This is a genomic window from Streptomyces sp. TLI_171 (assembly GCF_003610255.1).
Lineage (GTDB): Bacteria > Actinomycetota > Actinomycetes > Streptomycetales > Streptomycetaceae > Kitasatospora.
In genome coordinates this window covers 7284451-7304793 of the sequence record NZ_RAPS01000001.1, presented here as the reverse complement: position 1 = coordinate 7304793, position 20343 = coordinate 7284451, and the positions used below count along the sequence as shown (strand labels likewise).

Below are 20343 nucleotides of genomic sequence, written 5' to 3'. Positions count from 1 at the left end.
GGAAGCACCATGTCCGTCCTGTTCGTCACCGGCACCGGCACCGAGGTCGGCAAGACCGTCACCACCGCGGCCCTCGCCGCGCTGTGCACCGCGCCGGTGGCGGTGCTCAAGCCCGGTCAGACCGGGCTCGAACCGGGCGAGCCGGGCGACGTGGACGAGGTGGTCCGCCTGGGCGGACCACTGGTGCGCCCGGTGGAGCTCGCCCGCTACCCCGAGCCGCTGGCCCCCGACACGGCGGCCCGCCGCGCCGGGCTGCCGACGCTCGCGGTCGAGGACGTCGCGAAGGCGGTGGCGGAACTCGCCGCCGAGCACGCGACCGTGCTGGTCGAGGGCGCCGGCGGGCTGCTGGTGCGCTACGACGAGCAGGGGCGCACCCTCGCCGACATGGCCACCGCCTGCCGGGATTCGGGCCTGCCGGTCGAGGTCCTGCTGGTCGCCACGGCGGGGCTGGGCACCCTGAACTCCACCGCCCTGACCGCCGAGGCCCTGCGCCACCGCGGTCTGCCGCTGCGCGGCGTGGTGATCGGCTCCTGGCCCGCCGCCCCCGACCTCGCCACCCGCTGCAACCTCACCGATCTCCCGACCGCCGCCGGCGCCCCGCTCCTCGGCGCCCTCCCGGCCGGGTCGGCCGGCCACTCGCCCGCCGCGTTCCGCGCCCTCGCCGCGGCCTCCCTCGCCCCCTCCCTCGGCGGCGGCTGGGACGCCGCGGCCTTCGCGGCCGAGCACCGGCCGCAGGAACACTGAACCGCCGGCAGCGAGAGATCGAAGGCACCGTGGGCGACCGTCCGACCATCCTGTTCGTCACCGATCTCGGGTACCCGGCGCAGGGCCGCCGGTACTGCGACGAGGACATCTTCCTGACCTCGCGGCTGCGCGAGCACTTCGACCTGGCGCTCTGCCACCCGCGGGACGCGGCCGCGCTGATGGGCGGCTTCGACGCGGTGGTGGTCCGCAACAGCGGCCCGGTGCTGCACTACCAGGAGCAGTACGACGCCTTCCGCGGGCAGGCGCTGGCGCGCGGCACCCGCGTGTACAACCCGCTGTGCGGGCGCGGCGACATGGCGGGCAAGGACTACCTGTTGGACCTGACGGCGGCCGGGTACCCGGTGATCCCCACCGTCGACCGCCGGGCCGACCTCGGCCGCCTGCCGGAGGTCGAGCGCTACATGGTCAAGCCGAAGGCGGGCGCCGACTCGATCGGCCTGGCCGTCGTCGACCGGGCCGGCCTGGACGCCCTGGACGCCGTGGCGTGGGACGGGCTGCTGGTGCAGCCGCTGGTCGACTTCCGGTACGAGGTGTCGTTCTACTTCGTCGACGACGCCTTCCAGTACGCGCTGTACGCCCCGGACCCGGCCCGCCGCTGGGAGCTGACGCCCTATCGGGCCACCGACGCCGACCTCGCCTTCGCCCGCCGGTTCATCGCCTGGAACACCCTCGACCACGGCATCCAGCGGGTGGACGCCTGCCGCACCGCGGGCGGCGAACTGCTGCTGGTGGAGTTGGAGGACCTCAACCCGTACCTGTCGCTGGACGTCCTGCCGGAGCCGGCCCGGGAGGCGTTCGTCACCGCGACGGCGGCCTCGATCCGCCGCTTCCTGGAGACCGGCCGGACCGGCTGAACCCCCGGTCGGCGGACCGCCGAATGTCAGTGCGACCAGCGATGATTGGCTCATGACCGAGACCGCTCTGCTGTCCTCAGGCGCGTACGCCGACGCCGTCGCCACTGCCACCCGGGCCGCCGCCGCCTACTACACGGACGGCGCCACACCGCTCGGTGACGACGAGTACGACGTGCTGGTGCGGGCCATCGCGGCCTACGAGCAGGCGCACCCGCAGGAGGTCCTGCCGGACTCGCCGACCGGGAAGGTCGCGGGCGGCGCGGTGCAGGGCGATGTGCCGCACAGCGTGCCGATGCTGTCGCTGGACAACGTCTTCACGGCGGAGGAACTCGCCGACTGGGCCGCCGGGTTGGAGCGCCGCCTGGGCCGCGCCCCGGCCGGCTGGTGCGTCGAGCCGAAGCTCGACGGGCTGGCGGTCGCCGCCCGGTACCGCGGCGGGCGGCTGCGCCGGGTGATCACCCGCGGCGACGGCCTCGCGGGCGAGGACATCAGCCACGCGGCGGGCGACGTGCTGGGCCTGCCCGAGCACCTCACCGAGGCCGTGGACGTCGAGCTGCGCGGCGAGGTGCTGCTCACCCGCGAGCAGTTCGAGCGCGCCAACGAGATCCGCACCGAGCACGGCGCCGTCCCGTTCGCCAACCCGCGCAACGGCGCGGCCGGCACCCTGCGGGCCAAGGACCGGCCGTACCGGATCGAGCTGACCTTCTTCGCGTACGACGCCGTCGGCCTCGGCGAGGAGCTGGGGCACAGCGCCCTGCTGGAGCGCCTGGCCGCGCTCGGGGCGAACACCGCGGCGACGACGGCCGCCGCACCGCGCCGCTGCGAGACGGTCGAGCAGGTGCAGCAGCGGGTCGAGGAGATCGCCGGGCTGCGCGCCGAACTGCCGTTCGGCATCGACGGTGTGGTGATCAAGGCGGACGACGCGGCCGACCAGCAGCAGGCCGGCTCCGGTTCGCGGGCGCCGCGCTGGGCGGTCGCCCGCAAGCTCGCCGCCGAGCACAAGGTCACCCGCCTGCTCGACGTCGAGTGGGCGGTGGGCCGCACCGGCATCATCGCGCCGCGCGCCGTCCTGGAGCCGGTGGTGATCGACGGCGTGACGGTCACCTACGCCACCCTCCACAACCCCGCCGACATCGAACGGCGCGGCCTGATGCTCGGCGACCAGGTCTTCGTCTACCGCGCCGGCGACGTCATCCCCCGGGTGGAGGCGCCACTGGTCGACGAGCGCACCGGCGCGGAGCGCCCGATCGTCTTCCCCGAGGCCTGCCCGCGCTGCGGGGACGCCATCGACACCGCCGAGCAGCGCTGGCGCTGCGCCCGGGGCCGCAACTGCCAGGCCGTCGCCTCGATCATCTACGCCGCGGGCCGCGACCAGCTGGACATCGAGGGCCTGGGCTCGACCCGCGCCGTGCAACTGGTGGAGGCGGGCCTGGTCGCCGACCTGGCGGACGTCTTCGAGCTGACCCGCGAGCAACTGCTGGCGCTGGACCGGATGGGCGAGACCAGCACCGACAACCTGCTCGCCGCGATCGGGACGGCCCGCACCCGGCCGCTGAACCGCGCCCTGTGCGCGCTCGGCATCCGCGGCACCGGCCGCAGCATGTCGCGCCGGATCGCCGCGCACTTCGGCTCGATGGCCGCGATCCGCGCCGCCGACGCCGAGGCGCTCGCCGAGGTCGACGGCATGGGCCCGGAGAAGGCCCGCCTGATGGTCGCCGAACTCGCCGAGCTGGCGCCGCTGCTGGACCGCCTGGCCGCCCTCGGCGTCGGCACCGCCGTCACCGAGCCGACCGCGCCCCGCCCCGCCGCGGACGCCGAGCCCGCTGCCGCCGCTGCCGCCGGCCCGCTCGGCGGCCAGGCGGTGGTCGTCACCGGCAGCATGACCGGCCCGCTCGCCGCCCTCTCGCGCAACGAGATGAACGAGCTGATCGAGCGCGCCGGCGGCAAGGCCTCCTCCTCCGTCTCCAAGCGCACCACCCTGCTGGTCGCGGGCGAGAAGGCCGGCTCCAAGCGCGCCAAGGCCGAGGAGCTCGCCATCCGCATCCTCACGCCCGACGAGTTCGCCGACCTGGTCGCCGCCCACCTCCCCCGGGCCTGACGGCCCGTCACCGCCTCACCCTCCGCCCGTCTGCTCGCCCGCGAGCAGGCGGGCGACCAGTTGGTCGACCAGGGCGGTGCGCCGGTCGGGGGTGAACAGGTCGGGGAGAGCGAGTCGTTCGAGGATCAGCCAGTTGAGGGCCAGGTAGAGCAGGTGGACGGTGGTGGCGTCGCCGGGGAGGCCGGCGGCGAGGTGGTGGTCGACGTTGAAGCGGAGGTCGGCGGCGATCCGGGCGGTGAGGACCTCGCGGAGCTCCGGGCGGCGCAGGGCGGCCAGCCGCAGTTCCAGCAGGGCCAGGAAGCCGGTGGGGAAGTCGGCGACCCGGTCGACGAGTTGGTGCATCAGCTCGGTCACCCGGGCGGCGTCGCGGGGCCCGGTCAGGCTGCGGGCGAGGGTGTCGGCGTCGGGTTCGAGGCGTTCGTAGACGCGGGCCGCGCACTGGGTGAGCAGGGCGTGGCGGTTGGCGAAGTAGTTGGACGCGGTGCCGGCGGGGACGGCGGCGCGCTGGTCGACGGCGCGGAAGGTGAGGCCGCGGGCGCCCTCCTCGGCCAGGACTTCGATCGCGGCGTCGAGCAGGGCCGCTCTCCGTTCGGGATTGCTGCGGGCCATCGCTGGTAACCACTCCACTCGTAGTGCTACGTTCTTACCACTCCAGGCAGAGTACTGCGGAGTGAGTGATCCCCTACCGAGAGGTTCCGCGGCTTGCGAAAGCTCGTGTACTACGTCGCCGTCTCCGTCGACGGCTTCATCGCCGGCCCGTCCGGCGAGTTCGACTTCTACCCGGAGGCGCCCGACATGGTCGAGTACCTCCGCGCCGAGTTCCCCGAGACCACGCCCAGCCACGTCCGGCCGGCGGTCGGCCTGGCGGACGCCCCCAACAAGCGGTTCGACACCGTGCTGATGGGCCTCGGCACCTACCGCCCGGGCCTGGAGGCGGGGCTCACGAGCCCCTATGCGCACCTGAAGCAGTACGTGGTGTCCTCCTCGCTGCCGCCGGTGGACGACCCGGCGGTGCAGCTGGTCCGCACCGACCCGGTGGCCCTGGTCCGCACGCTGAAGGAGCAGCCCGGCGAGGGCGACATCTGGCTCTGCGGCGGCAGCCGGCTGGCCGGTGCGCTGCTGCCGGAGATCGACGAGCTGGTCTTCAAGCGGTACCCGGTGGTGGCCGGCGCGGGCCTCCCCGCGTTCTCCGGCGAGTACCGGCCGCGGGCGTTCGCACCGGTGGAGACCCTGACGTTCAGTCACGGCGGCACCGTCACCACCTACCGCCCCGCCGGGTAGCCTGGCGGTCGGACCACGATCGGGGGAGCGCGGATGGACCGGAACGGGCAGGCGGAGCGCGGCCGCTGGGTACGGCCGTCGGGCGGCGGGGTGCAGGTGTACGCGGCCACGCCGCCGCGGCCGGAACGGCCCAGGGCGACCGTGGTGGTCGGCATGGAGCTGTTCGGCGTGACCGCCTGGGTGCGCGTGGCGTGCGACCGGCTGGCCGCCGCCGGGTACGCGGCGCTCGCCCCCGACTTCTACGGCCGGGCCGCCGAGCGGGCCGAGCTGCCGTACGACGACGCCGGCCGGGTCGAGGGCTTCCGGCTGCTGGGCACGGTGACCGCGGATCAGGTGGTCGCCGACACGGCCGCCGCGCTCGGGCTCGGCGCGGAGCTGGGCGCCGGCCCGGGCCGGGCGTTCGTCGGCTTCTCGGTCGGCGGCCACCTGGGCCTGCTCGCGGGCACCCGGCTGCCGTTGGACGTGGTCGCGGCCTGCTACCCCGGCTGGACGCTGGAGGGCGACACCCCGTTGGCCGACAACGTCCCGCCCCTCTCCCCCGCCGGTGCGGCCGCCCTCGCCGCCCACGGCACCGCGGTGCTCGGCCTGGTCGGCTCGGAGGACCAGCTCGTCCCACCCGCCCAGTGGTCCCGGATCGCCGACCGCCTCACCGACACGAGGACCCCGCACGAGCTGGTGACGTACCCGGGCGTCCCGCACGGCTTCCTCTGCGCGGACCGCCCCGCGAGCTTCCGCCCCGCCGAGACCGAGGACGCCTGGTCGCGCATCCTCGCCACGCTCGCGACGCTGCCCGCCTGACGGCGCCTCAGCCCCGGCCGGCGGGGGACCCGGCCACGGGCGTCCGGAAGCAGGCCACCAGGACCCGGGGAGCAACGCAGCCGAAACCGGGGACTCGGGCCGCCGGGCGGCCGTGCAGCCGAGACAAGGACCGGGCAACCGGGGCCGGGGAGCTGCGCAGGCCGCGGGGCCCTGCGTCCGAACGGGCGGTACCGCGTCACCGGTGCCGTCCGTCCCGCGTTGACCCTGCGTCAGCATCCGTCGCGTGCCGGCCGGCCGCCGGCACCGGACGCCCGCCCCGAGGAACCGCCATGCGCTCCGCTCTCACTGCCCTCGCGTTCGCCGCCGCCCTGTTCGTCCCCGCCGCTACGGCCGCCGCCGCCGAGGAGGCGGGCGGACCGGTGCCGAACCAGGGGTACAGCATCCCGGTCGGCGCGATCACGGACCTGGGGGCGCTCCCGATGCTGGGCGGTCTGGGCAACGACTTCGCCCACCTGCTCGGTCAGTAGCCGGCCCGCACCTGCCCGGGACCGGCCGCCCGGGCTCCGGCCGGAGCGCCTGACGGCACGTCCGGCGGGCGGTCAGCGCAGGGGGACGGCGTAGACCGGTTCCGGGCCGTAGGAGGTGAAGCCGGTGCGGCGCAGGATCGGGCCGGAGGTGGCCGGGTTGGCTTTGACCAGGGCCATGGTCGCGCCGTGGGTGACGGCGTAGGACAGGCGGGCGTGCAGCAGGGCGCGGTAGATCCCCCGGCCCCGCCACTGCGGGTCGACGACGCCGCCGGTCAGTCGGGCGACGCCGTTCACCACTTCGACCCCGCCGGTGCCGGCGGGACGGCCGTCGACCAGGGCGACCAGGGTGCCGCCCGCACCGGCCGGGACGGTCTTCGCCCCGCGGGCCGCCGCGGCCAGGAGCCGCTCCGGCGGCGGGAGTTCGCCGCCGAAGCCGGTGACCTGGATGGCGGCCGCGTCGCGGGCCGTCGCCGGGTCGGTGGCCCAGCGCAGGGCGACCTCGCCGGCCGGGGCGCGCAGCGGCGGTGGACCGGAGGTGAGGTCGGCGGCCAGGATCTCCAGGGTCAGCTTGACCCGTCCGCCGCGGGCGGCGAGTTCGGCGGCCAGGCCGGGCGGGGAGCCGATCAGCACCTGCCAGTCCAGCACCGGCACGTCGAAGGCCCGGGCGCGGGCCAGCACCGCGTCGACGGCCGGGCCGAGCGGCCCGTCCGGGGTGAACGACACCAGCGAGAGGTCGAAGTCGAAGTAGTCGGGCAACCGCACCATGGTGAAGGCGTCCTCGGCGACGACCTCGGCGTCGGGCGGCGACCACACCCAGGCGTCACCGGCAGCGGCGACAGCAGCAACGGAAAGGCTCATGCGGCGCAGCCTAAAGATCGCTCCGCCCCGCGCCGCACCCGCCCGGGCAACTGTTGCCCGCCCAGCACCGAACGGTGACACGACCGGTGCGCCGGCGGGGTTGTTTCCGCTCCGGAAGTTTTGCTCGGGGGCGGGGGGTGTGACAAGGGGGACGGGGGTTCGTGGTGGGGTCGTCACTGGTCCGCAACGCGGCGAAATACTCCGCAACACCCGCTCCCAGCTGGGAAGATGACGATTGACAGGGGGGCTGCGGCCCGAGCACGATGAGCGCCGAGCCCACTCTCAGCGAGCCGGAAGGAGGGCCGATGCGTACCGCTGTCGTCTGTTGTCCGTCGTGCCCGGTCCCGGTGTGCGTGCTGTGCTGCGGTGGTTGTTGTCCGCGCTGCCGCGCCTGACGCCCGTCCCCCTTTCCTCTTCTCCGCTTCCGCGGTGTGCCGTCCGGTGCACCGCGCCGGGCGGTCGTGTCCCCGTGCCGTGTGTCGCCGGGTGAGTCCGCGTCCGCCGCTGTTCTCCCACCTCCCGAAGGAGTGTCACCATGTCCGTCTCCACCCTCTCCAACGCGCTGCGCCTGACGCCGGCCGCAGGCCGGATCGGGGCGATCGTCCACGACGTGAAGCTCGGTGCGGACCTGCCCGCGGAGACCGTCGCGGCGCTGGAGGCCGCGCTGTACGAGCACAAGGTGCTGTTCTTCCGCGGGCAGCAGCACCTGGACGACGCCGAGCACGAGGCGTTCGCGCGGCTGCTGGGGCAGCCGGTCTTCCACCCGACGGTGCCGAGCGCGGACGGGCGGTACATCTTCGAGCTGGACGCCACCAAGGGTGTGCGCGCGAACAACTGGCACACCGACGTGACCTTCGTGCCCTCGTACCCGAAGGCGTCGATCCTGCGGGCGCTGGAGCTGCCGCCGGCGGGTGGCAGCACGGTGTGGGCGAACACCGCGGCCGCGTACCAGGACCTGCCGGCGCCGCTGAAGGCGCTGGCGGAGAGCCTGCGGGCGGTGCACACCAACGACTACGACTACGCGGCGAACCTGGCGCTGACGCCGGAGTTGGCGGAGAACGCCGAGGTGGCGAAGCTGTTCCGGCAGGTGTTCGTGTCGACGGCGTTCAAGACCGAGCACCCGGTGGTGCGGGTGCACCCGGTGACGGGCGAGAAGAACCTGCTGCTGGGGTCGTTCGTGCAGCGGATCGCGGGCGTGTCGGGCGCGGACAGCCGGGCGCTGGTGCAGCTGTTCCAGCGGTACGTGGAGCGGCTGGAGAACACGGTGCGCTGGGACTGGCAGGTCGGCGACGTGGCGATCTGGGACAACCGGGCAACCCAGCACTACGCGGTGAACGACTACGGCGACGAGCCGCGCCTGGTGCGCCGGATCACCCTGGACGGCGACCTGCCGGTGGGCGTGGACGGGCAGCCGAGCCGCCTGCTGGAGCCCGCGGACCCGCCGCGGGTGGCGGGTCTGGTCCCGGCCGCCGAGCTGGAGGCCGAGGCGCTCGGCAAGTAGGCGACCCCGCCGGCCGCCCGGACCGCCCTGCCCCGCAGCCGACCGCCCCGCACCGCACTGCCCGCACACCAACGGAGTTGACCGCATGTTCGGCACCGTCCGCAGCACCGGGACGACCACCGCACTCCCCGCGCCCCGGGCCGGGGACGACCGGCGGGAGGCCAACGCCGCCACCGTGCTGCGGGCGGTGCTGGACCACGGCCCGGTGGCCCGCAGCGGGGTGGCCCGGCTGACCGGACTCAGCCCGGCCGCCGTGTCGCGCCAGGTGACCGATCTGCTCCGGCTCGAACTGGTCACCGAACGACCGGAGTTGGCGCTCACGGCGGCGGGGGTGCGGGGCCGTCCGCAGCTTCCGCTGGAGGTGGACGCGCAGCGGCTCGCGGTGGCGGGCCTGCACATCGGCCTTCCGTACAGCACCTTCGCGGTGCTGGATCTGCGCGGCCGGGTGCTGTTCCGGCAGGAGCTGCCGAACGGCGGGCGGCGCGGACTCGCGGTGCTGAAGCCGCTGTTGGCGCGCCTGCCGCGGCTGCTGGCGGCGGCCACGCCGGGCCGCCGGGTGGTCGGTCTGGGTGCGGTGACCGGCGGGGCGGTGGACGCCGAGCGCGGCGTGACGGTCCGTCATGATCCGTTGGAGTGGCGGGAGATGCCGCTGCGCGAGCTGCTGGAGCAGGCCACCGGCCTGCCGGTCCGGGTGGACAACCACGCCCGGGCGCTGGCCTCGGCGGAGGTGCTGTTCGGCGCCCCGGCGGCGCGGCGTTCGATGGTGCAGCTGTTCGTCGGGCACGTGGTGGACGCGTCGATCGCGGTGGCGGGGACGGTGCACCAGGGCCCGCCGTCGGTGACCGGCGACGGCGGGCACCTGCCGGTGCCGGGCAGTACGGCGCGATGTCACTGCGGGCGGCGCGGCTGCCTGTCGGTGGCGGCCTCGGACACCACGCTGTTCGAGGCGGCGGCCGCGCAGGGCGTGATCGCCCGCCCGGACCGGCAGTTGCTGCTGGCGGCGGTGCGCGCGGGCGACGCCCGGGCGGATGCGCTGGTGCGGGACCGGGCCCGCGTGGTGGGGGGCGCCCTGGCGCTGCTCGCCGATGTGGTGAACCCGGATCTGCTGGTGCTGACGGAGACGTTCGCGCTGGCCGATCCGGTCTATCTGGACGCGGTGCGCGCGGAATTCGCGCGCCGTTCGCACCTGCACCGGGATGCCTCGCTGCTGGTGGCGCAGCGCTTCGGCGCGGACGCGCTGGCGGTGGCGGCGTGCGCGCCGGTACTGGGCGAACTGTACGCCCGCCCGTTGCCGGGCCCGCCCCGCTGACCCTTCTTCTCTCCGAACTCTTCTCCTCCGAAGGACTGTTGACGATGACCGTGTTCTCCGCCGGCTCCGGTGGCCCGCTCCCCCTGTCCGCGATCTCCCGCCGGGCGCTGCTGCGCGGCGGCCTCGCGGGCGCCGGTCTGCTGGCGCTGTCGGCCTGCCGTTCGGCCACGGACGCCTCGTCGCAGGCCGCGGCGGCGGACGGGGCGTCCTCGCCGCGCCGGGGCGGCGTGCTGACGGTCGGGGTCGGGGTGGACTTCACGCCGGCCCTGCTGTTCGCCCAGAGCGCCAACTCGCTGCTGCAGCGGCTGGTGTTCAACACGCTCACCCGTTACGACGAACAGCTTCGCCCGCAGCCGGAGTTGGCGAAGAGCTGGGAGGTGGCGGCGGACGGGCTGAGCGTGACGCTGAAGCTGCGCGACGACGTCGCGTTCCACAGCGGGCGGAAGTTCACCGCGGACGACGTGGTGTTCGCCGTCAAGAACCTGCAGAACCCGGTGCGTTCGGCGCAGTTGAGGTCGACGGCGCTGACCGTGACGGACTTCCGGAAGAACGGCGACTTCGAGCTGACGCTGGTGCTGGCGCACCAGGTGTCGAATCTGTTCGACCTCTTCGAGTTCATGATCATCCCGGACTCGGCGACCGTCGAGGACGCGGTGGCGGGCACCAAGCTGATCGGCACCGGCCCGTTCACCTTCACCGACCGCAAGCCGGGCTCCTCGCTGAGCTTCGCCCGCAACGACAAGTACTGGAACCCCGGGCGGCCGTACCTGGACGGGGTGGAGATCAAGGTGATCCCGCAGGCGGAGACGCTGCTGTCCTCGGTGAAGACCGGTCAGACCCACCTGACGTACTCGGTGCGCGGCAAGGACGTGGCGACGCTGAAGGACGACAAGCGCTTCCGGATCACCCAGTACGACACCGGCGCGGGCGCGTTCTACATCGGCGCGAACCTGTCCTTCCCGGAGGTGCAGGACAAGCGGGTGCGGCAGGCGATCGCCTGGGCGATCGACCGGGACCGGCTGGTGCAGCAGGCGCTGGGCGGGTACGCGACGGTGTCCTCGGTGCCGTGGCCGAAGTCCTCGCCGGCGTACCGGGAGCAGGACGCGGGCCGGTACCACCACGACCCGGAGAAGGCGAAGGCGCTGCTGAAGGAGGCGGGGGTGACGTCGCTGTCGCTGCCGCTGGCGCACCAGTCGGACGCCGGGTCGACGGCGGTCGCGCAGATCCTGCAGTACGACCTGAAGCAGGTCGGGATCGAGGTGCAGCTGCAGCCGGTGGACTCGCCGACCATGCAGAAGCAGCTGATCTCGCAGTCGATGCCCGCCCTGTGGACGCTCAGCCACAGCTTCTCGCAGGCGCACCCGGCGACGCTGGCGGTCAGCGCGTACCCGTTCAACGAGGCGAAGAACACCTCGAAGTTCTCCTCGCCCGCGTACACCGCGGCGGTGCAGAAGGCCTGGAACCGCTCGGACGCGGACAGCCCGGAGGCGAAGGCGCTGTACCAGGACGTGACGGACATCCTGCTGGATGAGCAGTTCATCGTCGACCTGGCGATCGCCGGGCTGGTGGAGGTCGCGGGCGCGCAGGTGCGCGGGGTGACGCTGAACAAGTACTCGTACCTGAACCTCGACGACGCGTACCTGGCGGGCTGAGCCGTGCGGACCTTCCTGCTGAAACGCCTGCCGAGCGGGCTGGCGGTGCTGGTCGCCGCGTCCTTCGTGGTGTTCCTGATGCTGCGGCTGATCCCGGGCGACCCGGCGACCACGCTGGCGGGGCCGGACGCCTCACCGGCCACCGTCGCGGCGATCCGGGAGCGGCTGGGGCTGGATGCGCCGCTGGCCTCGCAGTACCTGCACTGGCTGGGCCAGGTGCTGACCGGCGATCTCGGGCCGAGTTACGCGATCGGCGGGCAGGTCTCCGCCCTGATCGGGGACGGCCTGGTCGCGACCTTCCAACTCACCGTCGCCGCACTGCTGTTGGTGGTGCTGCTGGCCGTTCCGACGGCGCTCTGGGCGGTCTCGGCACGGCGGCGGCCACTGGCCGGGGTGCTGCGGGCGCTGACCACGGGGGCGCTGGCGGTGCCGCCGTTCGTCACCGGGGTGGTGCTGGTGCTGGTCTTCGCGGTCGGCCTGGGGCTGCTGCCGGCCGGCGGCCAGGCCTCGCTGTTCGACGCGCCGGACCTCGCGGTGCAGTACCTGGCGCTGCCCGCGCTCTGCCTGGCGCTGCCGAGCGCGGCGATCCTGGCCCGGTACCTGCAGGACGGCCTGGAGCGGGCGCTCGCCGAGGACTACGTGCGCACCGCGACGGCGCTGGGCGTCCCGCGCCGCCGGATCCTGTGGCGGCACGCGCTGCCGAACGCCCTGCCGCCCGCGATCACCGTCCTGGGCCTGCAGATCGGCCAGTTGATCGCCGGCGCGGTGGTGGTGGAGCGGATCTTCGCCTGGCCGGGCCTCGGCCAGCTGATCGAGCAGGGCGTGCAGCGCCGCGACTACCCGGTGGTGCAGGACCTGCTGCTGCTGGTGGTGGCCGGCTACGTGACCGTGCAACTGCTCACCGACCTGCTGTACTCCTGGCTCGACCCGCGCGTGCGGTGGGAGTGACGAACCGATGACCACGATCTCCTCTCCCCTTCCCCGGGCGGCGCGGCCGCGCAACCGCTACCTGGCCGGGCTGACGACCTGGCGCGGCGTCAGCGGGCTGGTGCTGGTCGGCACGGTGGCGCTGGCGGGGCTGCTGGCGCCGCTGCTGACCGACGTCGACCCGAACGCGCAGGGCGCGCAGGCGCTCGCCGGGCCGAGCGGGGCGCACCCGCTGGGCACCGACGACATCGGGCGGGACCTGCTGAGCCGGGTCCTGCACGGCATCCTCACCGACCTGTCGATCATCCTGACGGCCGTCCCGGCGGGGGCGCTGCTCGGCGCGGCACTGGCGCTGCTGGCCGGGACCTCACGGGCCGCGGACCTGGTGGTGCAGCGGCTGTTCGACCTGGTGCTGTCCTTCCCCGGCCTGATCCTCGGCCTGGCCGTGACGGCGATCCTCGGTCCGGGCCGCTGGCCGGTGGTGATCATTATTGCGCTGGCCGAAGTTCCGTACTTCGGACGGCAGTTGCGGGCTGGTGTGCTGGTGCAGCGGGAGCGCGAGTACGCGTTGGCCGCCCGGGTCGGCGGCGCCACCCGGGGCCGGGTGCTGCTGCGGCACGTGCTGCCCAACGCGGTGGACCCGCTGATCGTGCAGGGTGCGGTCGCGCTCTCGGTCGGCGTCTTCATCGAGGGCGCGCTGAGCTTCCTGGGCCTGGGCGTCCGGCCGCCGGAGCCGACCCTGGGCAGCCTGATCAGCGGCTCGGTCGCCTACCTGGACACCCACCCGCTCCTGGCGGCGGCCCCGCTGGCCGTCACCACCGCGCTGGTCCTCGGCTTCACGCTGCTGGCCGAGGCGCTGAACCGCGGGGTGCGCGCATGAGCACCGAACCCGTCCCGACCCGGAGGGCAGCACGATGACCGAATTGATCAGCCGGCCTCCGCTGGAGGACCGACTCCCCTCCCCCACTGCCGAATTGCTGCGGGTGCGGGAGCTGGGCGTGGCGTTCGGGGAGCGGACGGCGGTGCGCGGGGTGGACTTCGCGCTGGCCGCCGGGGAGAGCCTCGGCATCGTCGGCGAGTCCGGGTCGGGCAAGTCGACGACCGCGCTGGCACTGCTGCGGATGCTGCCCGCCGGGGGCCGGATCACCGGCGGGGCGGTGGAGTTGGACGGCCAGGACCTGGCGCGGCTGCCGGAGGAGGCGCTGCGGGCGGTCCGCGGCCGGCGGATCGCGATGATCTTCCAGGATCCGATGTCCTCGCTGAACCCGGTGCTGAGCGTCGGCCGCCAGCTGGACGAGGCGCTGCGGGCGCACGGTGAGCGCCGCCCGAAGGCCGAACGGGCCTCCCGTGCGGTGGAGTTGCTGGACCTGGTGGGCGTGCCGAAGGCCGCCGACCGGCTGGGCGACTTCCCGCACCAGTTCTCCGGCGGGCAGCGTCAGCGCATCATGATCGCCCTGGCGCTGGCGCACGACGCCCAGGTGCTGGTGGCGGACGAGCCCACCACCGCGCTGGACCCGACCGTGCAGCGGCAGATCCTCCGGCTGCTGGCCCGGATCAACCGGGAGCGCGGCACCGCGCTGGTGGTGATCAGCCACGACCTGGGTGTGATCGCCGAGACCTGCTCCCGGCTGCTGGTGATGCGCGACGGCGAGGCGGTCGAACAGGGCTCCACCGAGACGCTGCTGACAGCCCCTCAGCACCCGTACACCAAATCCCTGTTGGCGGCCGTGCCGCGCCTGGACGCGCCGTCCCGGGCTGCCGCGAACAGCACCCCCGGCGCGCAGCCCCTGCTGGTGGTGCGCGGGTTGGCGAAGCAGTACGGGCCGCGTCGGCGGCGCACCACCGCGCTGGAGGCGGTCGACCTGGAGCTGCACCCGGGCGAGACGCTGGGGTTGGTCGGCGAGTCCGGCTCGGGGAAGTCCACGCTGGCCCGGGCCCTGGTGGGCGCGCACGCGCCCGACGCGGGCAGCATCACCTTCGACGGGAAGCCGCTGGACGGCCGCCGGGCCCGGCGGGAGATCCAAATGGTTTTCCAGGACCCGTACGCCTCGCTGAACCCGCGACTGACGGTGGGCCGGATCATCGCCGAGCCGCTGATCGCACACCGGATCGGCGACCGTGCGCAGCGGCAGGCCCGGGTGGCCGAACTGCTGGAGCAGGTCGGCCTGGAGCCCGCGGCGGCGGGACGCCCGCCGCGCGAGTTCTCCGGCGGGCAGCGGCAACGGATCGGCATCGCCCGGGCGTTGGCGCCGGAGCCGAGCGTCCTGGTATGCGACGAGCCGGTGTCGGCGCTGGACGTGTCGATCCAGGCCCAGGTGATCGACCTGCTGTCGGGCCTGCAGAGGGAGTTGGGCCTGGCGGTGCTGTTCATCGCGCACGACCTGGCGGTGGTGCGGCAGGTCAGCCACCGCATCGCGGTCCTGCACCGCGGCCGGATCGTGGAGAGCGGCCCGGCCGACCGGGTCATCACCGCCCCCGAACACCCCTACACCGCCGAGCTGTTGGCGGCGGTGCCGACCCTGCCCACCCCTACTGCCGGGAGCCTGCTGTGAGCGACACCATCGAGAGCGGCCACGAGCGGGCCGGGAGCGCCCGGGACACCGCCGGGCGCCGCCGCGACCCGTACGCGGGCTTCCCCGGCCGGGTGGGCCGGACGTTCGGCGAGTCGGTGGCGGCCTGGCCGCAGCGGGTCCGTCCGCGCGAGGGGGCGCCGAACATCGTGGTGGTGCTGGTCGACGACCTGGGGTACAGCGACATCGGGCCGTTCGGCTCGGAGGTGCCGACGCCGACCCTGGACGGCCTGGCCGAGCGGGGCGTCAAGCTCGCCAACTACCACACCATGCCGCTCTGCTCGCCCGCCCGGGCGGCCCTGCTGACCGGGCTGAACCCGCACCGGGTGGGGTACTCCTTCGTGGCCAACGCCGACCCCGGCTTCCCGGGGTACGGCATGGAGATCGCCGAGGACGTCCCCACCCTGGCGCAGACCCTGCACGACGCCGGGTACGCGACGTACGCGGTCGGCAAGTGGCACCTGACCAGGGACTCCGCCTCCTCGGCGGCGGACAGCCGGGCCAACTGGCCGCTGCAGAAGGGCTTCGACCAGTACTACGGGGTGCTGGAGGGCCTGACCAGCCTGTTCCACCCGCACCAACTGGTCAGCGACAACTCGCCGTTGGACATCGACGAGTTCCCGGACGGCTACTACTACACCGACGACATCACCGACCGGGCGATCGGCATGGTCAAGTCGCTGCGCGCGCACGACCCGGACAAGCCGTTCTTCCTCTACTTGGCGCACAACGCGGTGCACGGCCCGCTGCAGGCCAAGCCCGAGGACCTGGAGCGGCACCGGGGCCGCTACGACGGAGGCTGGGACGAGCTGCGCGAGCAGCGCTTCGCCCGGCAGCTGGCGGCAGGGCACTTCCCGCCCGGCACCGAGCTGCCGGAGCGCAACGCGGAGGCCGGGTACCAGGTCGGTCCGTGGAGCGAACTGGACGAGGTGCAGCGGAAGTTGTACGCCCGCTACATGGAGGTGTACGCCGCCATGGTGGACAACGTGGACCAGAACCTGGGCCGGCTCACCGACGTCCTGGCCCAGCTCGGCGAGCTCGACAACACCATCGTGGTGTTCACCTCCGACAACGGCGGCACCGGCGAGGGCGGCGCGGAGGGCACCCGCAGCTACTTCAGCCGCTTCGTCCACCACCCGAACCTGCCGGCCGACTGGAACCCGGACGTGCAGCGGGAGATCGACCTGATCGGCGGCCCGCAGTCGCTGGTGCACTACCCGCGCGGCTGGGGCATGGCCTCCAACACGCCGTTCCGGCTGTACAAGGGGCAGACCTACGCGGGCGGGGTGCGGGTCCCGTTCGTGCTGTCCTGGCCGGCCGGGCTGCCGCGCGCCGACGGGGACAGCGGGGTCCGCGGCCAGTACCAGTACGTCACCGACCTGCTCCCCACCCTGCTCGAACTCGCGGGCGTGCCAAGGCCGTCCGAGCGCCGCGGGGTGCCGCTGCAGGAACTCGACGGCGTCTCCTTCGCCGAGGTGCTGCGCGCGCCCGGGGCGCCGTCCACCCACCCCGAGCAGTACTGCGAGATGACCGGCAACCGCTCGTACTACCGCGACGGCTGGAAGCTGGTCACCCTGCACCGGCCCGGCGCGCCCTACGACGACGGTGAGTGGGCGCTGTACGACCTGCGCACCGACCCGACCGAGATCCACGACGTCTCCGCCGAACACCCCGAGCTGGTGAAGGAGCTGGCGGCGGCCTGGGAGGACGCGGCGTGGCGCAACGGGGTGTTCCCGCTGTCCGACGCCTCCGGCGCGTTCGTTCTGCGCCACCCGGACGAACAGGCGCTGCGCCGCCCGGTGACGCTGCTGCCGGGCACGCCGGAGCTGGAGCGCTACCGCTCCTCCCGGCTGGTGGCCTTCCGCTCCTTCACCGTGGAGGTGGCGCTCGACGCCCACGCCGAGGCCGACCGGGGCGTGCTGGTCTCGCACGGCGACCAGGGCGGCGGGTACAGCCTGTACGTGGAGGACGGGCGGCTGCGCCTCGCCTACAACCAGTACGGCGAGCTGTTCGAGGCCGACGCGGGCCGGCTGGCCGCCGGGGCGCACCTGGTGACGCTGGAGGCGACGGCGGTGGCCGACCTGAAGTGGGAGTTCGAGGTGCGGGTGGACGGCGCGGTGACGGGCGCGCTGGGCCCGGTGCACCAGCTGATCGGGATGGCGCCGTTCCAGGGCATCAGCGTCGGCGTGGACCGCAAGTCGCCGGTGTCCTGGCCGCTGTGGGAGCGCCACCGGTCCTTCCGCTACTCCGGGGCGCTGCGCTCGGTGACCTACCTGCCCGGGCCGGCCGCGCCGTACGACCCGGAGACGGTGGTGCGGGCGCTGCGGGAGGCGGCGGCGGCCTTCGAGTGACGCCCGCCCGGCGCTGACGGGGCGTCAGCCGAGCGGCCTGGTCCAGCGGCGCCACTGGTCCTCGCGACCGTACCCGGCCGCCTGCCAGGCCGCCCGGCCCAGCTCGTTGTGCTCCAGCACCATGGCGTCCGACCGCCGCCCGCCGAGCGCCTCGAACCTGGCGTGCGCCGCGGCCAGCAGGGCGCTGCCGATGCCGCGGCGGCGGGCAGCCGGGTGGACGGCGAGGCGGTACAGGTGGCAGCGCCAGCCGTCGAAGCCGGCGATCACGGTGCCGAGGACGGCGCCGTCCTGCTCGGCCAGCAGCAGCGCCTCGCCGTCCCGCTCCAGCAGCCGGGCCACGCCCGCCCGGTCGTCGGAGATGCTGGTGCCCTCGGCGGCCTCGGCCCAGAAGGCCAGCACCGCGTCGATGTCGCCGGGCCGGGCGGCCCGCAGTTCGTACTCGCTCATGACACCGTTCCTACCAGCGCGAACACCGCGGGCACCAATGGTTTCCACGGGGCGGACTTGACGCTGCCCCGGGCGTTCCAGCACTGTGTGGCGCACTCCTTCGCACCGCGTCCCGTCGACCTCCCCCACATCGGAGATGGCATGCGTGCACCGACCCGCCCGACCCGCCACCGCACCCGCGAGGCCCTGCCGCTCGGCCTGGCCGCCGGCACCCTGGCACTGGCCGCGGCGGCCACCCTCGCCCTGAGCGGCACTGCCGCCGCCGACCTGCCGAACGTCCAACTGCTCGTCAACGGCGGGTTCGACTCGGTGCCGTGGATCTGGGACTGCTCGCACGCCTCGCGCAGCTCCGTCCCGCACGAGCACTGGACGGAGGGCACGCCCACCGCCGACGACTACGCGGGCTGCACGCAGCAGGTACAGGTGCAGCCGAACTCGACGTACACGCTGAGCGCCGAGGTGCGCGGCCCGTACGCGTTCGTCGGCGCGCGCGGCACCGGCACCGGATCCGGCGAGGTCGCCACCTGGTCCAGCCAGAGCGACTGGAACACCCTGTCGACCACCGTCACCACCGGGCCCGGCACCACCTCGCTGACCGTGTACTTCCACGGCTGGTACGAGCAGGCCCCCTACCGGATCCGCTCGATCTCCTTCTACGGCCCCGGCGTTCCGCCCGGCCCGTGCGGCTCCGCCGGCGCCACCACCGCCGGCTCGCCCTCCCCCACCGCGAGCTGCACCCGTACGCCCATCGGTTTCTGACGTTCCGTCAGCGATCGGCGCCCGCCGCTCTTGACGGCGCCGGGCGCCGCCGGGCACTGTGTGGCCCACTCCCTCGCACCGCTGCCCCGTCCACCTCCCCACACCGGAGCCGGCATGCGTGCACCCTCCTCACCCCACGGCCGTCCCGGCCTCCCGCTCGGCGCCGCCGCGTTCGGCCTGCTCGGCGCGGGCACCGCCAGGGCGCAGGGCTACGAGACGATCCAGGACGGCGCCTTCCACGGCCCGCTCGCCGACAGCTGGACCTGCGAGGGCCAGGTCGCCGTGGTCGAGGGCGGGCGTCGAAGGCCGGCCCGGCACCCACGACTTCGCCGGCTGCACCCAGCAGGTCTCGGTCCGCCCGTACGGCACCTACGAGCTCACGGCGACGGTCTCCGGCGCGTACGCCTTCGTCGGCGTCCTGGGCGGCCCCGACACCGAGGCGGTGTACCGGTGGGCGGACGGAGAGCACGAGACCCGGCTGCACGCCACGATCCGGGTCGGCGCCCACACCCAGATCCTGACGGTGTACTTCCACGGCTGGTACAACCAGGGCCCGTACCGGCTCGACGGGATTTCGCTGTACGGCAGCACCGACCTGCCGTCCTGCCCCGACATGACCGGCGCCCCGCCCAGCTCGCCGCGGCCACCGCTCCCCTCCACGCGGGCCCCAGCAGCGCTGGTGCCGACCCCCAGCCCGAGCTGGACGGGCATGAACTGCATGCCCCCGCCGAGCGCGCAACCGAGCTCCACCGCGCCGCCGCGGCCCGGCACCACCTGACGGTGCGTCAGCCGCGCAGCGCCCACACCGTGGTGGCCTTCTCCGCGGCGTCCTCCAGGTCCGCGGCGACCGGGACGACGTACTCGGCCAGCGCGGTGAAACGCCCGCGCGGCAGGTAGGCCCGCCCGGGGTCGCCGACCACCACGGTCGCGCCCCGGGCCGCGGCCCGCTCCAGGAACGGCAGGAAGCGCGCCGCCATCGCCCGCTCGTAGAACACGTCGCCCGCCAGCACCACCTCGTACGGCGCGCCGTCGCCGTCCAGCACGTCGGCCAGTTCGGCGGCCACCGCGACCTCGTTCAGCGCCGCGTTCACCCCGATCGAGGCCACCGCGTACGCGTCGATCTCCGCTGCCCGCACCTCGGCCGCGCCGCTCAGCGCCGCCGCCACCGCCACCAGGCCGGAGCCCGCCGCCAGGTCCAGCACCCGGCGGCCCGCCACCAGTTCGGGATGGTCCAGCACGTACCGGGCCACCGCCACCCCGCCCGCCCACGGGAACGCCCAGAACGGCGGCGCCAGGCCCTCCTCGCCGCGCGCCCGCTCGGTGACCTCCCAGAGCGCGATGGCGTCCTCGGCCATCTGCAGCCGGACCTCCGGCACGAACGGCACCGCCCCCGGCCGGGTGTGGGCCCGCACGAACTCGGCGTCCGCGGCGACGGACTGACCGTCGGCCGCGTCCTGGATCATGGCAGTGTGGTTCCGCATGGCCGAAGCCTAGGCCCAACCGCGGCCGCGGCCCGCCACCGACGCCCGCCCGGCCGCCGTCGCCGACGGCGTCACCGCACGGTCACCGGGTGATCACGGACGACGTACCGTTTCGATACCGAAGCCGTTATGAGCTGCGGAAACGCTCGCCCCCCGAGGGGCACCCGAGTACGATCCGGGCGAGCGCACCCGCGCACACGGCAC

At 74.3% G+C, this 20343-nt stretch carries 19 protein-coding genes; 15 read left to right on the top strand and 4 right to left on the bottom strand.

All coding sequences use genetic code 11. The features are described from left to right. Positions 1-9 precede the first annotated feature (9 nt). The 3 genes from bioD to ligA are packed head-to-tail and all read left to right on the top strand — an operon-like array spanning position 10 to position 3717. The gene (gene bioD, locus BX266_RS32520) at positions 10-744 is read left to right on the top strand and encodes a dethiobiotin synthase (RefSeq protein WP_099905773.1); all 735 of its coding nucleotides are present in this window, start codon (positions 10-12) and stop codon (positions 742-744) included. Between the two features lie 29 nt (positions 745-773). Continuing rightward, a complete protein-coding gene (locus BX266_RS32515) occupies positions 774-1619 on the top strand; it encodes a hypothetical protein (RefSeq protein ID WP_099905771.1) in 846 nt (281 codons plus the stop codon). Between the two features lie 52 nt (positions 1620-1671). Further along, on the top strand, positions 1672-3717 hold the full coding sequence (gene ligA / locus BX266_RS32510) for an NAD-dependent DNA ligase LigA (RefSeq protein ID WP_099905769.1): 2046 nt from the start codon (positions 1672-1674) through the stop codon (positions 3715-3717). A gap of 15 nt (positions 3718-3732) precedes the next feature. On the opposite strand, the gene BX266_RS32505 is transcribed toward ligA, so the two are convergent. After that, complete coding sequence (locus BX266_RS32505) at positions 3733-4326, bottom strand: TetR/AcrR family transcriptional regulator (protein WP_099905767.1); 594 nt, start codon at positions 4324-4326, stop codon at positions 3733-3735. A 93-nt stretch (positions 4327-4419) separates the two neighbouring features. Here BX266_RS32505 and BX266_RS32500 point away from each other — a divergent pair, with 93 nt between their 5' ends. The 3 genes from BX266_RS32500 (at position 4420) to BX266_RS32490 (ending at position 6284) form a co-directional block, all read left to right on the top strand. Then, positions 4420-4998, top strand: coding sequence for a dihydrofolate reductase family protein (locus BX266_RS32500; protein ID WP_099905765.1), 579 nt, complete (start codon positions 4420-4422; stop codon positions 4996-4998). A gap of 33 nt (positions 4999-5031) precedes the next feature. Then, positions 5032-5796 carry a dienelactone hydrolase family protein gene (locus BX266_RS32495; protein WP_099905763.1) on the top strand — a complete coding sequence of 255 codons (765 nt, stop codon included), beginning with the start codon at positions 5032-5034 and terminating at the stop codon, positions 5794-5796. 290 nt (positions 5797-6086) lie between these two features. Further along, positions 6087-6284 carry a hypothetical protein gene (locus BX266_RS32490; protein WP_099905761.1) on the top strand — a complete coding sequence of 66 codons (198 nt, stop codon included), beginning with the start codon at positions 6087-6089 and terminating at the stop codon, positions 6282-6284. 72 nt (positions 6285-6356) lie between these two features. Here the strand turns inward: BX266_RS32490 and BX266_RS32485 are convergent, their stop codons facing one another. Next, positions 6357-7142 (bottom strand): GNAT family N-acetyltransferase, encoded by a 786-nt coding sequence (locus tag BX266_RS32485; RefSeq protein ID WP_107490738.1) that lies wholly within the window; start codon positions 7140-7142, stop codon positions 6357-6359. 535 nt (positions 7143-7677) lie between these two features. On the opposite strand from BX266_RS32485, the gene BX266_RS32480 reads away from it, so the two are divergent. From BX266_RS32480 to BX266_RS32450, 7 genes are all read left to right on the top strand, one after another. Further along, positions 7678-8643, top strand: coding sequence for a TauD/TfdA family dioxygenase (locus BX266_RS32480; RefSeq protein WP_099905757.1), 966 nt, complete (start codon positions 7678-7680; stop codon positions 8641-8643). 85 nt (positions 8644-8728) lie between these two features. Next, the gene (locus tag BX266_RS32475) at positions 8729-9952 is read left to right on the top strand and encodes an ROK family transcriptional regulator (protein ID WP_099905755.1); all 1224 of its coding nucleotides are present in this window, start codon (positions 8729-8731) and stop codon (positions 9950-9952) included. Positions 9953-9996: 44 nt separating this feature from the next. Further along, positions 9997-11604 (top strand): ABC transporter substrate-binding protein, encoded by a 1608-nt coding sequence (locus tag BX266_RS32470; protein ID WP_099905753.1) that lies wholly within the window; start codon positions 9997-9999, stop codon positions 11602-11604. A 3-nt stretch (positions 11605-11607) separates the two neighbouring features. Then, positions 11608-12552 carry an ABC transporter permease gene (locus tag BX266_RS32465; RefSeq protein WP_099905751.1) on the top strand — a complete coding sequence of 315 codons (945 nt, stop codon included), beginning with the start codon at positions 11608-11610 and terminating at the stop codon, positions 12550-12552. 7 nt (positions 12553-12559) lie between these two features. Next, positions 12560-13411 (top strand): ABC transporter permease, encoded by an 852-nt coding sequence (locus tag BX266_RS32460; protein ID WP_099905749.1) that lies wholly within the window; start codon positions 12560-12562, stop codon positions 13409-13411. 34 nt (positions 13412-13445) lie between these two features. Continuing rightward, a complete protein-coding gene (locus BX266_RS32455) occupies positions 13446-15083 on the top strand; it encodes an ABC transporter ATP-binding protein (RefSeq protein WP_099905747.1) in 1638 nt (545 codons plus the stop codon). After that, entirely contained in the window at positions 15080-17452 is a 2373-nt protein-coding gene (locus BX266_RS32450) for an arylsulfatase (RefSeq protein WP_399170921.1), read from the top strand. The genes BX266_RS32455 and BX266_RS32450 overlap by 4 nt, the downstream gene beginning before the upstream one ends. Positions 17453-17476: 24 nt before the next feature. On the opposite strand, the gene BX266_RS32445 is transcribed toward BX266_RS32450, so the two are convergent. Then, entirely contained in the window at positions 17477-17899 is a 423-nt protein-coding gene (locus tag BX266_RS32445; protein ID WP_099905745.1) for a GNAT family N-acetyltransferase, read from the bottom strand. A gap of 141 nt (positions 17900-18040) precedes the next feature. Here BX266_RS32445 and BX266_RS32440 point away from each other — a divergent pair, with 141 nt between their 5' ends. Both BX266_RS32440 and BX266_RS38175 read left to right on the top strand, forming a co-directional pair. Continuing rightward, positions 18041-18658: a carbohydrate binding domain-containing protein gene (locus BX266_RS32440; protein WP_099905743.1), complete on the top strand. Its 618-nt coding sequence runs from the start codon at positions 18041-18043 to the stop codon at positions 18656-18658. A 118-nt stretch (positions 18659-18776) separates the two neighbouring features. Beyond that, positions 18777-19436 (top strand): hypothetical protein, encoded by a 660-nt coding sequence (locus BX266_RS38175; protein WP_143687047.1) that lies wholly within the window; start codon positions 18777-18779, stop codon positions 19434-19436. A 7-nt stretch (positions 19437-19443) separates the two neighbouring features. Here BX266_RS38175 and BX266_RS32425 read toward each other — a convergent pair whose 3' ends face one another. Beyond that, positions 19444-20139, bottom strand: coding sequence for a methyltransferase (locus BX266_RS32425; RefSeq protein WP_099905737.1), 696 nt, complete (start codon positions 20137-20139; stop codon positions 19444-19446). Positions 20140-20343: the final 204 nt, after the last annotated feature.